A 14,789-nucleotide genomic window follows, 5' to 3' on the forward strand; every position below is an offset into this window, starting at 1 on the left:
ACTATCATAGTCGTGCAAGTTTGTTAAATGTTAAAAGCATTCAAGTATAGAATCTACCCTAATCAAGAGCAAAGAGTCTTGCTTGCCAAGTCTTTTGGTTCTTGTCGGTTTTTCTATAACTATGCGCTCAATCTCACTTCTCAAACCTACAAAGAGACGGGGAAGGGGTTAAGTCGCAATGACATAATCAACCTTCTTCCTAACTTAAAAAAAGAGTATGAGTGGCTAAGTGAACCACCTTCCCAAGCACTACAACAAGTTGCTCTCAATTTGTCTAGTGCGTTCCTAAACTTCTTTGAAGGTCGTGGGAGATATCCTCAATTCAAGAAAAAGCAAAATCGACAGTCAATTAGACTTCCTCAAGGTTGCAAATTAGAAGACGATTGTCTCAAACTCCCCAAGTTTGGGAAGGTTTACTGCAAGGTATCTCGACAACCAACAGGAAAGCTAAAATCTGTCACCGTTTCTCAAACACCATCTGGTCAGTATTACGCTAGTTGTTTGTTTGATGATGGGACAGAAAAACCCGAACCAAGTGGAGAAGGAAAAGCAGTTGGGGTTGACCTTGGTATTTCCGATTTTGCCATTACTAGCGATGGTTTTAAGTACGGTAGCCCTAAATACTATCGCAAATATGAGCAAAAACTAGCTAATAAGCAAAAAGAGTTAAGTCGCAAACAGAAAGGCTCTAATAATCGTAGAAAAGCACGAATCAAAGTAGCTAAGGTTCACGAAAAAATTACTCGCTGTCGTGAAGATTTCCTCCACAAACTAAGTCGCAATTTAGTTGACGAAAACCAAGTCATCGTGGTGGAAAATCTAGCAGTGAAAAACATGGTTAAAAACTCTAAACTAGCTAAATCAATTAGTGATGCTGGTTGGGGACAATTTTTAACCATGCTTAAGTATAAGTCAGAGTGGGAAGGAAAAACCTATATTGAAGTTGATCGATTCTTTCCCAGTTCAAAGACTTGTAACCCTTGTTTGCATCAAGTGGACTCGCTACCTTTAGACATTAGAAATTGGGAATGTCCTAGCTGTGAAACTCAACATGATAGAGATATTAACGCAGCTAAAAACATTCGAGATGAAGGATTGCGAATTTTGGCGGTGGGGCGCATCGCTACAGCTTCTGGACAGAGAGTAAGACCATCTAAAGGCACTGCTTTTAGTGGCCTCGCTGAATGAAGGAAGAATCCCACGTGCTTTTAGCCGTGGGAGTCGTCAAAGTCGTTCAATATAGCAGTTCTCGAATTCATGAGGTACATTCTAAATTTTTGTTCTTCGTTCTTTGTTCTTTGTTAATCAATGAACCACGTAGGGCGTAGCCCGCGCGAAGCATCATGAACCTCCACCGACTTGCTTGGTACCTCAACAGACTAAGAAACGCTATAAAAACGACAAACTAATCACAACAAAATCGACCCGATTTGATGAGGATGAACTGTTTTAGAGCAGTAGTTTTTGTTACAAAATTGTTGAATTAAGAAAAATTAAGCTAAGTTTTGTTATTTAATCCTGAACATTTAATTAAAAAAGCCAACTCTTCTGTTGCTCTCTGTAGAATTGAAATTAGAGCGTGAGGGACTACGGCTCGGTCTTTTGACCCAGGCGCAAGTTCACGATCGCGCTGTTGATGCGGTTGAAATAATCAACCGATCAGTATTGTTATGGGTTCTCATCATGAGACTAAAAAAATCTCTCATTTTGATTCAAAATTACCCCAATAATAATGTCAAGACATTCCAAGGAATGTCTGAGTAATAAAGACTGTCTATTTCTGAGAGTATTGCGATTAAAAATGAATCATCATCAACTGCCACTGAAACAGGGTCTATATGACCCCCGCTTCGAGCATGATGCTTGCGGTGTTGGCTTTATTGTCCACATGAATGGTCAAAAGTCCCATGAAACGGTAGAACAGGCTTTGACCATTTTAGAGAATCTGGAACATCGCGGTGCTTGTGGTGCAGAAACTAATACGGGTGATGGGGCTGGAATTTTAATGCAAATTCCCCATCAGTTTCTAAAAAAAGTTGCCCATCAAAAGAATATTGCTTTACCCAACCCTGGAGAATATGGCGTGGGCATGATGTATGCCTCCCGTGATCCAGAAATCCGAGACAAGGGAAGGCGTATTTTTGAAAGCATTGTCGCCGAAGAAGGACAAACGGTTTTAGGATGGCGGGATGTACCAACCGATGATTCATCTTTAGGGGAAACCGCTCAAGCGAGTGAACCCTTTATGCAGCAAGTCTTTATTCAACGAGAGACAGGTTTAGACGAAGTTGCCTTTGAATGCAAGTTATTCATCATTCGCAAACGGGCGTTTCAAGCCATTCGCCGAGAATTAGGGGACTCTTTTTGGTATGGGGCGAGTCTGTCTTGTCGCACCATGGTTTATAAAGGGATGCTGATGCCAGCGCAGTTAGGAGATTATTATCCAGAACTCCACGATCGCGATTTGAAAAGTGCTTTGGCGTTAGTTCATTCTCGGTTTAGTACCAATACCTTCCCCAGTTGGGAACGCTCCCACCCCTATCGCTACATTGCTCACAATGGGGAAATTAACACCATTATCGGGAATGTGAACTGGATGCACGCCCGTGAATCACTGTTTCAATCGGAACGGTTTGGGGATGATCTGAAAAAGCTCCATGATTTAATTGATATTGAAGGCAGTGACTCCAGTATTTTTGATAATGCCCTAGAATTGCTGGTTTTAGCAGGTCGATCGCTGCCTCATGCGATGATGATGATGATCCCAGAACCGTGGACTACTGATGACTCGATCAGTGCCGAGAAACGGGCGTTTTATCAATATCATTCTTGCTTAATGGAACCTTGGGATGGTCCTGCTTCTACTACTTTTACCGATGGCACAATGGTGGGAGCCGTGCTCGATCGCAATGGCTTACGTCCCTCTCGCTACTATGTGACCAAAGATAACTTTGTGATTATGGCATCGGAAGCGGGCGTTTTACCCGTTGCACCAGAACAAGTGGCGTTAAAAGGGCGTTTAGAACCGGGTCGGATGTTCCTCGTCAATATGGAAGAGGGACGCATCGTCGCTGATGAGGAAATTAAACAAGCCATTGTGGAAGAACAGCCTTATCAAGAGTGGTTAGATCAGCATTTAGTCCCCTTAGAATCTTTACCCGAACCGACTCCCCTTTCTTCCCCCCTAATAGAGACTGAGGGGGGTTCAGAAAAGCTGATTCCCACGATCCAGAAACAAACCAGCTTTGGCTATACCTTTGAAGAACTGCGGATGCTACTCAAGCCCATGGCCGAAAATGGGGTGGAGGCAATTGGTTCTATGGGGGCAGATACCCCGTTGGCAGTGCTTTCTGAGCGTCCCAAGCTCCTTTATGATTATTTTCAACAACTCTTTGCACAGGTGACGAATCCGCCCATTGATTCGATTCGGGAAGAAATTGTCACGTCTCCTGTGACCACCATTGGTGCAGAAGGCAACTTATTTGATCCCAAGCCAGAAAGTTGTCATCTGATCCAGTTAAAAACCCCGATTATCACCAATACCGAACTGGCGAAACTCAAACAGTTGGAGGGAGACTTTCACTCTCTAACTTTGCCAATTTTATTCGATCCGAAAACCGGTGTTACTGGCTTAGAATCAGCCATTGAAGAGATTTGTCAGCAAGTCGATCGCGCGATTTCCCAAGGCACGAGCATTATCATCCTCAGTGACCGCGATTTCGATAAAAACAAAGCGCCCATTCCCGCCCTCTTAGCAGTGTCTGGCTTACATCACCACCTAATTCGACAAGGCACCCGCACCCGCGTCGGCATTGTTTTAGAATCAGGAGAACCGAGAGAAGTTCATCATTATGCAGTATTACTCGGCTATGGCTGCGGGGCGATTAATCCCTATCTGGCGTTTGAGACCTTAGAGGATATGATTGCTCAAGGGACACTCACGGGTGTGGATTATAAAACCGCTTGTAAGAACTACATGAAAGCGGTAACGAAAGGGACAATCAAGATCGCTTCTAAGATTGGGATTTCCACACTGCAAAGTTATCGCGGGGCGCAGATTTTTGAAGCCATTGGACTCAATGAAGCCGTTATTGATCGTTACTTTAAAGGAACGCCCTCTCGCATTGGTGGGGCAGATTTGAGCGCGATCGCGCAAGAAGCCATTTTACGCCATTCTCACGCCTTCCCCGAACGAGAAGTCAACGGACATACCCTTGATGCGGGTGGGGAATACCAATGGCGCAAAGATGGAGAAGCCCATTTATTTAATCCCGAAACCATCCACACGCTACAGCAAGCGGTGCAAACCGGGGATTATGAACTGTATAAAAAATACGCGCAACTGGTGAACGAACAGAATCAGCAACGGTTTACCCTGCGCGGATTACTGGACTATAAAGATCGTGACCCAATTCCCCTAGAAGAAGTTGAACCCATCGAAGCGATTATGACACGGTTCAAAACGGGTGCAATGAGTTATGGGTCAATCTCTCAAGAAGCCCATGAAGCCCTCGCCATTGCCATGAATCGCATTGGGGGGAAATCCAACACGGGAGAAGGGGGAGAAGATCCCGAACGTTATACTTGGCAAAACGAACAAGGAGACTCCAAAAACAGCGCCATTAAGCAAGTTGCATCGGGTCGCTTTGGGGTCACCAGTTTGTATCTCTCCCAAGCCAAAGAAATCCAAATCAAAATGGCACAAGGGGCAAAACCAGGGGAAGGGGGACAACTCCCGGGCAAAAAAGTCTATCCTTGGATTGCAAAAGTACGCCATTCTACGCCTGGTGTCGGTTTAATTTCACCTCCCCCGCACCATGACATTTACTCCATTGAAGATTTAGCGGAGTTAATCCACGACTTGAAAAATGCTAACCGTGAAGCACGAATCAGTGTCAAACTGGTGTCAAAAGTAGGCGTGGGAACGATCGCTGCGGGAGTTTCTAAAGCCCATGCGGATGTGGTCTTAATTTCAGGCTTTGATGGCGGAACTGGGGCATCTCCGCAAACCTCCATTAAACACGCGGGACTCCCTTGGGAATTAGGATTAGCCGAAACCCATCAAACCTTAGTTTTAAATAACCTCCGCAGTCGCATCGCGGTTGAAACCGATGGTCAAATGAAAACGGGACGCGATATTGCAATGGCGACCCTATTAGGGGCAGAAGAATTTGGCTTCTCTACCGCGCCTTTAGTTACCCTTGGTTGTATCATGATGCGGGTGTGCCATAAAAACACTTGCCCTGCTGGCATTGCCACCCAAGATCCACAACTACGGAAAAACTTTATTGGCAATCCTGATTACACCGTCAACTTTATGAAGTTTCTTGCTCAAGATCTGCGCGAAATTATGGCAAGTTTGGGCTTCCGTACCCTCAATGAAATGGTGGGACGAACCGATGTTTTAGAAGCAAAGCAAGCGGTGGATCATTGGAAAGCGAAAGGCATCGATCTCTCCAATATTCTCTATCAACCCCAAGTTGCCCCTGATGTCGGTCGTTATTGTCAGATTCCCCAAGATCATGGGTTAGACCAGTCTTTAGATATGACCGTGTTACTGGATCTGTGTCAACCCGCCATTGAGAAAGGAGAGAACGTTAAAGCAACGCTACCGATTACTAATACGAATCGGGTTGTGGGAACGATTCTCGGCAATGAAATTACCAAACGTCACTGGCACGGCTTACCCGAAGATACGATTGAACTGCATTTTCAAGGCAGTGCCGGACAAAGTTTTGGTGCATTTGTGCCGAAAGGAGTCACCCTGGAATTAGAAGGGGATGCCAACGATTATCTCGGGAAAGGCTTAAGTGGCGGAAAAATCATTGTCTATCCGCCCAAAGGTTCCACCTTCCCCCCAGAAGAGAATATCGTCATCGGTAATGTTGCCTTTTATGGGGCAACCAGTGGGGAAGCCTACATCTCTGGCGTTGCTGGAGAACGCTTCTGTGTTCGTAATTCTGGCATTCATGCGGTTGTGGAATCCGTGGGGGATCACGGGTGTGAATATATGACTGGCGGAAAAGTGCTTGTCCTAGGCAAAACGGGACGCAACTTTGCTGCGGGAATGAGTGGCGGTACGGCTTACATCCTGGATGAGAAGGGTGATTTTGCTAGCCGTTGTAATACGCAAATGGCAGATATTGAACCCCTCAACGAGGAAGACCGCGAAATCATTTATCAGATGATTGCGAAACACGCCCATTACACCCACAGCCCGAAAGCAACCCGCATCTTGACTCTTTGGAATCCATATCTTCCTAAATTTGTCAAGGTAATGCCGAGAGATTTCAAACGAATGGTGGAAGGCATTGAACGCGCGATCGCGTCGGGATTAAGTGAAGAAGAAGCGCAAACGGCTGCGTTTGAAGCTAACGTGAGTGATGCTGCCCGTGTCAGTGGTAGCTGATTTAGTGACCAGTGATCAGTGACCAGTGAACAAAGAACAAAGAACAAAGAACAAAGAACAAAGAACAAAATCATGGGAAAACCAACCGGCTTTATTGAATATCTCCGCGAAAACCCCTTAGAAGTCGCCCCATTAGAACGGATTCGCAACTGGGATGAATTTCACATTACAACGCCAGAAGCAGATCTCCAGACGCAGTCCGCGCGGTGTATGGACTGTGGGACTCCCTTTTGTCACACAGGAATTGATATCGGGGGGGCAGCAAGCGGATGTCCGATTAATAATTTAATTCCCGAATGGAATGATCTCATTTATCGGGGACATTGGAAAGAAGCGCTCGATCGCCTGCACAAAACCAATAATTTCCCCGAATTTACCGGTCGGGTTTGTCCAGCCCCCTGCGAAGGCGCTTGTGTTCTCGGGATTCATAACCCCCCAGTGACGATTAAAAATATTGAATATTCCATCATTGAAAAAGGTTGGGAAGAAGGCTGGGTGACAGCAGAACCCCCCGAGAAACGCACGGGTAAAACTGTGGCAGTTGTGGGGTCAGGACCGGCGGGCTTGTGTGCTGCTGCCCAATTGAATAAAGCGGGTCATTGGGTAACGGTTTATGAACGCGCGGATCGTCCGGGTGGGCTGCTGATGTATGGCATCCCGAACATGAAACTGGATAAGCAAGCGGTTGTTCTCCGTCGCATCGAACTGTTAGAAAAAGAAGGGGTTAAATTCGTTTGCAATACGGAAATTGGCAAAGATTTACCAGCTGACCAATTAGTCCAGGAATTCGACTCGGTTGTCCTCTGTACGGGGTCAACCCAGCCCAGAGACTTAAAGATCGAAGGGCGTTCCTTAAAAGGGGTTCACTTTGCCATGGAATTCCTGACAGCGAATACCCAAGCGATTCTCAATGGCAGCAAAACCCCGATTTCCGCAAAAGATAAAGATGTGGTGATTATTGGTGGGGGCGATACGGGAACCGACTGTGTGGGAACGTCTTTGCGTCACGAGTGTCGTAGTGTTGTCCAACTGGAAATTATGCCCAAACCGCCTTTAGAACGCGCCCCTAATAATCCTTGGCCCCAATGGCCGAAAGTTTATCGCCTGGATTACGGTCAAGAAGAAGCGGAAGCCAAATTTGGTAGTGATCCACGCAGCTATGTGACTTCGGCAACCCAGTTTGAAGGGGACGAACAAGGCAACTTAAAAGCAGTTCATACGGTGCAAGTGCAATGGGAAAGAGACGAGAATGGTCGCATGATTCCCCAACCCGTACCTGGAACCGAAAAAGTGATCCCTGCCCAACTGGTTTTACTCGCCATGGGCTTCTTAAGTCCCGAACAGCCTCTTCTTGATGCCTTAGGACTGGAAAAAGATCCCCGCAGTAACATTAAAGCGGAATATAACCACTATGCGACCAATATTCCAGGTGTGTTTGCTGCGGGTGATTGTCGTCGCGGACAAAGCCTTGTGGTTTGGGCGTTTAACGAAGGTCGTGGCGTGGCGCGAGAATGCGATCGCTATCTGATGGGAGAAACTGACTTGCCCTAAAAGTTGGACTAAAATAAGTCTTGGTGCATTAGTGCGCGATCGCGCTGGGATTGAATTTGATCGGGCGTTAGTCCTTCCCCATTGGCATAACAGTCTAGCCAGGCTTTTGTAATTACGTTTGGGTCATCAGGAAGATGGGAAAGTTCCCACCCTGGAATCTCAAACTCGGTCATCAGTTGACTCATTTTTGGGTCATAACTCAAGGCAAAACATCGGCATTCTTCTGAGGCTGCCATAATTAAACTGTGGTAACGCATCCCAATCGCCATTTCCACCCCTCGAAACATCCGTTTTAAGCGGGTGGGAGATTCGCCACTAATCACCGCTTTCGGATCAGGAAGTTGTTTCGCCATCTCTTCAGCAAGGGATTGATCTTGCGGTTGAAAGGGAACGAGTAAAATACAGGTATCCGTTGCTTTCTGCAATGAAATCAGCGCCTGAGTGAGAGCTTGCATTTTAGCGCGAGTCAGTTGCGGGTGTTGGCGCAAAGTCACCGCGACTCTCGGTGCGGGAAGTCTCCATAATTCAGGAAACGGCTTACTTTCCAACGCCCAAACGGGATCGGGTGCGATGAGGGGAGATAAGCCCCAAGTGCTTAATAATTCCACAGAAGCGCGATCGCGCACACTAATTTGGTCACAACCGATTAAAGTCTTCCGCGTCAACCACCGAGAAAACGCAGACTTCAACGGACCCACCCCTTGCGCCCAAGCAATGGTTTTTAAGCCTCGTTGTTGGGCTAACGCCATTAATCCCCCATAATAAATTGGACTGCGGAAACTGGTTACATCCTGCATTAAACTTCCCCCACCCCAAATAAAATAATCGGCTTTTTCCATGGCTTCTAAAATCGGAAACGCCGACCGATTTGGAATCGCAGCAACTTTGAGGGTTTCTTTGGTTTGTTGGGGGTTTGCTGATAAAACAATCGGTTGGATATGTGAGGGAAGCATTTGGATTAAGGTCATGAGGAGGGCTTCATCGCCAACGTTATCCTGACCGTAATAGCCACAGAGAATTGCTGTTTGAGAATTGGGCTTTTGTTGCATCTGAACGCTTTTGACCTGCCATTAAACGTTAAAATTTGTTAAGAATGCTCTTTAGTTGCTCACCGAAAAAGCGATGACTGTACGGACTGATACCCTTTGGGAACAATTTTTAAAGCCGATCATGGGTAACTTCCTTGATCAAGAACAGATGAAGGAATTAGCTGACAAGATTGATTGGGAACAACAGCGCGATCGCGTGACCAACCCTACCCTAGAATATCCGAATTACTACCAATCGCAAAATTTTCATGGTGTCCTCAACGGTTATCTGAATAAGGATGCTGCGATTACTTACGATGCGATTACCCGCTATTTTGTCCCTCCCCATGAAACTTGGGTGCGAGAAGATGCAGTGAAGTGTGTAAAAGGACAACCGCAACGGATTTTAGATTTAGGATGTGGCACGGGTTCAACCACAATTTTACTGCAACAAGCCTTTCCCAACGCGGAAGTGATTGGTTTAGACTTATCCCCTTATATGCTAGTGGTTGCAGAATACAAAGCCCAAAATCTTCCCATTCAATGGTGTCACGGGAAAGCAGAAGACACACAACTGCAAGCAGAAACCTTTGATTTGGTGACAGCCTCGCTTTTATTCCATGAAACCCCTGTCAGCATCAGTCAAGCGATTTTGCGAGAAGCCTTTCGATTACTCAAAGGCGGTGGACAATTTTTATTACTCGATGGAAATCAAGAAACACTCAGAAATACAGACTGGTTAACCAATATCTTTGAAGAACCTTATATTCAAGAGTATGCCCAAGGCAATGTCAAAACATGGCTAGAAAATGCGGGATTTATTGCGTGTGAAACCGATTTCATCTGGGGATTGCATCAGGTAAATGTGGGATACAAACCGCAACCCGTTTCTAATCCATCTGCTGTCACGGTAGAAGAAAATGAAGATAACATAACAGCAACAGCCCCTGCGTAAATATGACTTTAAAAGCGGTATTATTTGATTTTAACGGCGTAATTATTAACGATGAGTCGATTCATAAAGATTTAATTGAAGAGATTTTATTAGGGGAAAACTTACGCCCTGATGCGAAAGAACATGATGAACTTTGTTTAGGACGCAGCGATCGCGCTTGTCTGGCTGCTATTCTAGAAAAAAGAGGGCGAGTGGTCACAGAAGACTATTTAGACGGACTGTTAACGAAAAAAGTCCAGAAATATCAAGAATTAATGGAAGCAGAAGACAAACTCCCCGTGTATCAAGGGGTTGATGTCTTTATTCGGGAGTTATGGGGGGCGGGTTTAGTCCTTGGTTTAGTCACAGGGGCGCGTCGCGAAAATGTGGAATATATCTTAAACCGCATTAAAATTAGAGAAGCCTTTGCGGTGGTCTTAACCAGTGATGACATTAGCAAAAGCAAACCAGACCCAGAAGGCTATTTAATGGCTGTGGAACACTTAAACCAGCAGTATTCTGACTTAGACTTAAAACCAGAGCAATGTCTTGTGATTGAAGATACCCCCAGTGGTATCCAAGCAGCGAAACGCGCTCAAATGGAAGTGGTTGGTGTCGCCAATACTTATCCCTTCCATATGTTACAACGACAAGCGAACTGGACAGTGGATTATCTGCAAGAATTAGAACTAGAACGAGTCAAAGAAGCCCTTGCCAATGTTAAGATCAGGGGTTGAACGGGGAATTAGCTCAGTTGGTAGAGCGCTGCGATCGCACCGCAGAGGTCAGGGGTTCGAGTCCCCTATTCTCCATCAAGTAGCACTATAACCACGATCGCGCTTAGTCAGAAACTGCATCAGGAAACTGTTTTTTTAATACGGGGAAGAAAGGAGAGGGATCTTTATCTTGGAGGGGATTTGCGCCTTTGAGGTTAAACTGATTCCAGCGAAAGGGGGCTTTTTGTGCTGCGGATAACCAGAGTAATCGTTTAGCGCGAGTCATGGCGACATAAAAGAGACGGTATTCTTCTGCGGTTTGCAGTTCACCCGCTTTTTTCCAAGCGGTAATGGGTTTATCGAGGGTAATCGGTTCTTGTTTATACTGGCTGTGGACAATCTCTCGAATGCGCGATCGCGCTACTTCTGATAAGGTAAAGTCGCCAATAAATTTCTGTGGTGTGGGAACACGAGGTTGACCTGGAAGGTTATCTTTATGGAGGAAGGGAATAAAGACATAATCCCAATCCAGTCCTTTTGCTTTGTGCATGGTAATAATTGTAACTTGTTTCGGTTTCACATATTGACTATCACTGTCTTCATCAATTCCTAGAAATTGTTCGGTATTGATAATTTCCTGAAGGGCAGCGATAATATCAACAACAGCACTCCGTCCCTGTGTTTCTTGACGCACTCGTTCCGCTAATTTTTGCACCGTCGCCAGTTCCGAAGCCTGATAATTTAAAGTTAAGCCGAGAAACGAAATCAGTTGATAACTGGGAAGTTCAATCCTGGCTTTAAGAAGACTCCGACAATATTGGGCTGCTTTTTTGACCGATTCACTTTGCGGGAGATCAAGGGGGGTGGGATACAGGAATTTTTCAGGGTAAGTAGCAAGGGCGTTAAGATCTTGTTTGGGGATTAAACTGCGTTGGGTTAAAACCTCTAACGCTGCTTTGGTGTATTCGCTGGAATGAGGGCGATTGAGAAACTGTAAGAGGCTTAAAATCTCAATGGGAATTTGAGAGAAACGATTGGTTTGACTGGCTTCATAGATGCGAATGTCGTGATCATGTTGTAGATCGATTAAACTTTCCGCGAGAAATGTCCCTTGGCGGTTGTTACGGACTAGAATTGCTGCATTATGGTTGGGATTTTCTATGAGTAAAGTCTTCACGCGATCGCGCATTAAAGAGACGGTTTCATAAATATCTTTTGGCGTGTGAATTTCTAAACCGTTATCCGTGGGAGAAGGATTCGCATCGGGTTGCGGGTCATTCGCAGGAACAGGAAAAATATCTTGCACCCGAAAGGGAATTTCTTGGGGATGATTCTGGTTTCCCCAGCGCAGAAAATAGTTTGCAATGTTAATAATAATCTGGCTGCTGCGTCCCGCTTCTTTCATCTCCGCTAAACGGTTTTCTTCCGCGCAACTTTCACAAAAATGGCGGAAATAGATGGGATCGGCGGGGGTAAACGTAGAATTAATCGCTTGGTTGGGATCGCCTACCCGCACGAGATTCGGTGGAAGTTCTGGGTTATTAATATCACTGGCGAGAATATCAAGAAGTTTCGCTTGTAACGGGCTAGAATCTTGCGCTTCGTCTTCAAACACCCCATAAATTTGTCCTTGCAGTTGTTCTGCGACCACAGAGGACTCTAAAACTCGTAACGCACCGAGAATCATATCATTGTAGTCGATTAAACTGCGCGATTTGGCAATCTCTGTGTAAATTTCATACAATCCCGCAGTAACCCCAAGGGTATTATATGGGTCTTGATTTTGCCAACTCAAGTCCCATAACGCCTCTGGAGATAACCCAGAACTTTTCGCTTCTTGAACGGCGGTTTGGGTTAACTTCGGTAAGACTTCTGTTCGTAATACCGACTGACGGCGCAAACGTTCCGTTTCTTCCCCATCAAACACTCTTCCCTCTAGCAAAGTTTTGTATTCTTGGGGATAACGGCTGATCCAAGTTTCGACGGTTTCTTTCACCAGACGATGGTTTTGGCTAGGACTGACTAAAGTGGTCGTATCGGGGTTTAATCTTGATAAATTGGGGTAACGAGACGCAATATTGAGGGCGAGTCCGTGTAAGGTTTGTACGCTGTATCCTGTATTGGGATATTGTAATTCTTTGAGATTTTCGCTAATTTTCGTATTAATACTCGCAGCAGCGGAACGAGTAAACGTGACCACAATTAACTGCTGTTTCATATTTAGATTATGACGCGCGATCGCGATTGCAGCAGCGATCGCCATTCCCGTTGACTTTCCCGCACCAGGTACCGCCGAAACCGCCAGTTTTCCCCCTTCCCAGTCAGCTAACGGTTGTTGTCCAATTCTTAAGCGATTTCTTAATTCTATAGTCATTAGTCTTATGTTCTTGGTTCTTGGTTCTTGGTTCTTTGGTAACTGGTAACTGGTAACTAGTCACTGGTAACTGGTAACTGGTAACTGATCACTGATCACTGGTCACTGATAAAATTACCAAGGATTACCAATAACAGTAAATGTTGACCAATAATAGGGGTGGGAAAAGTCTTGGGGGCGATTTAGCACTGAAGTTTCTGGAAGCGGGGTACTACTGCGAACATTCGATAAGTTTTCTCCTTCTAGGCGAACATTTTTATTGAGTAAAGCAAGTTGGGCGCGTTGCAGCGCGATCGTTTTTGTTGGCGCAGTGGGTAACTCCTGATAAAATTGAGCCATTAATCCCAATGTTCCTTGATCACTAATATCCCAAGAACTTGCAATCACAGCTTTTACCCCAGCTTGTAACGCCAGTCCAGCAAAACTCATTTCAACTTGTTCATCAATGGTATTATTTTCTTGATTAATCACGGCGGTTTCGCAAGCACTTAAAACCAATAATTTTAGATTTGACCATCCTGTTTGTTGCGATAATCGTGGAACTTCATCTAGATTCAATTGTTCATTCCAAAATTGGATATATGAGTTTTTGGGCTTTCCAGATTCAATTTTGGCATGAGTTGCTAAATGAACAATACCAAAAGGATCAGTTTCTATTTGCGATCTTAGATTATCAAGGGTAAAATCTTGATTCAGAAAACTTTCTCCCTTCCCATCTTCTCCAATGATAGTATTTAATTCAATGGGAACAGCAGGTAAAGAAATTAACTCTTCAAACTCCGAAGCCCCCATGGCTAATATATTTTGATTATTCAGAGATTCTGCTGTCATATCAGTCAAAGAAAAAGCAGGAAGACGACTCACTGCATAGTCTTCAACTAGAAACTTTTCACCATCATGTAGTGCAGAAAGGGGTAAGATTCTTAAGCCTTTTCCTAAACAGAAAATCAAAGAGTCGATTTTATCCTCATCTAGGGTTGAAGCTAGAGGTTGAATGATCCATTGATAAAGTTTTTGGGCGGGAGGTAAATAGTCACTTTTCGGACTCAAATAAGGATTTCTAAGGGCTTTAACAAACGCTTCAACTTCAGTCATCACCTCTGCTCTAGAAACATTTATATCATAAACCTGAGTTTTATTTTCGGTGCTAATTGTAATTCTTAAATACTCAGGATAGGCATTTATCCAGATAAATGCAGCACGACTCTGAGTTAGCTGTTTTCCTTTTTTCAAATTTTGTTCAACGGCTGTCGGTGTTACTAAAGACGTTTGGATGGTTCGTACATTCGGAGAAATGTTATCAGTTGATTCTGATGAAGAAAAAGATAGATCAAGATGATCAGCATATTGGTCTTCCCATGTCTTTTCCATAGAAGAAACAATATCAAGCACTTCCTCTGGATCAGTAATGCTTGGCGTAGCTTGAGTGAAGATATTGGTTTGTTTTGTCAGTGGTTCAGCTAAAGCTGGAAACTGAAAAGTAAACGTAGAACAACCAATTAGGAAGCAATTTATCAGCAGTTTCATTTTAATTTTCTTCTCAAATGATCAGGATTTTTCTATACTGCTATCTCTCATCAGGGTTAAAAATACTATAGCAATCCCATAAGAATTTTAAATTAATCCCCCCTCGCCCCCCTTACGAAGGGGGGAACGGTTAATCAAGTTTTTACATAAGAATTAGAACTGCTATATATCTAAGAAACACTATCTTGATTGAATATACCCTTTACCTAAATTAACCCCAAAATGCGATAGAAATGACTCTATCTTATCG

8 protein-coding genes and 1 tRNA gene are annotated in these 14,789 nt (G+C 44.6%); 6 read left to right on the forward strand and 3 right to left on the reverse strand.

Features of this window, described 5'->3' with window-relative positions:
• The first annotated feature begins 27 nt into the window (after positions 1–27).
• The 3 genes from tnpB to gltD all read left to right on the forward strand — a co-directional run bounded on the left by tnpB (position 28) and on the right by gltD (position 7,960).
• Positions 28–1,188, forward strand: a complete 1,161-nt coding sequence (gene tnpB, locus PCC7418_RS06260) for an IS200/IS605 family element RNA-guided endonuclease TnpB (protein ID WP_015225339.1) — start codon at positions 28–30, stop codon at positions 1,186–1,188.
• Positions 1,189–1,801: 613 nt separating this feature from the next.
• On the forward strand, positions 1,802–6,409 hold the full coding sequence (gene gltB / locus PCC7418_RS06265) for a glutamate synthase large subunit (protein ID WP_015225340.1): 4,608 nt from the start codon (positions 1,802–1,804) through the stop codon (positions 6,407–6,409).
• Between the two features lie 72 nt (positions 6,410–6,481).
• Positions 6,482–7,960 carry a glutamate synthase small subunit gene (gltD, locus tag PCC7418_RS06270; protein WP_015225341.1) on the forward strand — a complete coding sequence of 493 codons (1,479 nt, stop codon included), beginning with the start codon at positions 6,482–6,484 and terminating at the stop codon, positions 7,958–7,960.
• Between the two features lie 8 nt (positions 7,961–7,968).
• Here the strand turns inward: gltD and csaB are convergent, their stop codons facing one another.
• Positions 7,969–9,009, reverse strand: a complete 1,041-nt coding sequence (csaB, locus tag PCC7418_RS06275) for a polysaccharide pyruvyl transferase CsaB (protein ID WP_015225342.1) — start codon at positions 9,007–9,009, stop codon at positions 7,969–7,971.
• Between the two features lie 73 nt (positions 9,010–9,082).
• Between csaB and PCC7418_RS06280 the strand changes: the two genes are divergently transcribed.
• From PCC7418_RS06280 to PCC7418_RS06290, 3 genes are all read left to right on the forward strand, one after another.
• The gene (locus PCC7418_RS06280; protein ID WP_015225343.1) at positions 9,083–9,943 is read left to right on the forward strand and encodes a class I SAM-dependent methyltransferase; all 861 of its coding nucleotides are present in this window, start codon (positions 9,083–9,085) and stop codon (positions 9,941–9,943) included.
• Between the two features lie 2 nt (positions 9,944–9,945).
• Positions 9,946–10,659 carry an HAD family phosphatase gene (locus PCC7418_RS06285; protein ID WP_015225344.1) on the forward strand — a complete coding sequence of 238 codons (714 nt, stop codon included), beginning with the start codon at positions 9,946–9,948 and terminating at the stop codon, positions 10,657–10,659.
• Positions 10,660–10,661: 2 nt separating this feature from the next.
• Positions 10,662–10,734 (forward strand) — tRNA-Ala (locus tag PCC7418_RS06290).
• Positions 10,735–10,762: 28 nt separating this feature from the next.
• On the opposite strand, the gene PCC7418_RS06295 is transcribed toward PCC7418_RS06290, so the two are convergent.
• Together PCC7418_RS06295 and PCC7418_RS06300 are read right to left on the reverse strand one after the other, a co-directional pair.
• On the reverse strand, positions 10,763–13,012 hold the full coding sequence (locus PCC7418_RS06295) for an ATP-dependent helicase (protein ID WP_015225345.1): 2,250 nt from the start codon (positions 13,010–13,012) through the stop codon (positions 10,763–10,765).
• A 114-nt stretch (positions 13,013–13,126) separates the two neighbouring features.
• A complete protein-coding gene (locus PCC7418_RS06300; RefSeq protein ID WP_015225346.1) occupies positions 13,127–14,539 on the reverse strand; it encodes a CHAT domain-containing protein in 1,413 nt (470 codons plus the stop codon).
• Between the last annotated feature and the right edge of the window lie 250 nt (positions 14,540–14,789).

The organism is Halothece sp. PCC 7418, from assembly GCF_000317635.1.
Lineage (GTDB): Bacteria > Cyanobacteriota > Cyanobacteriia > Cyanobacteriales > Rubidibacteraceae > Halothece.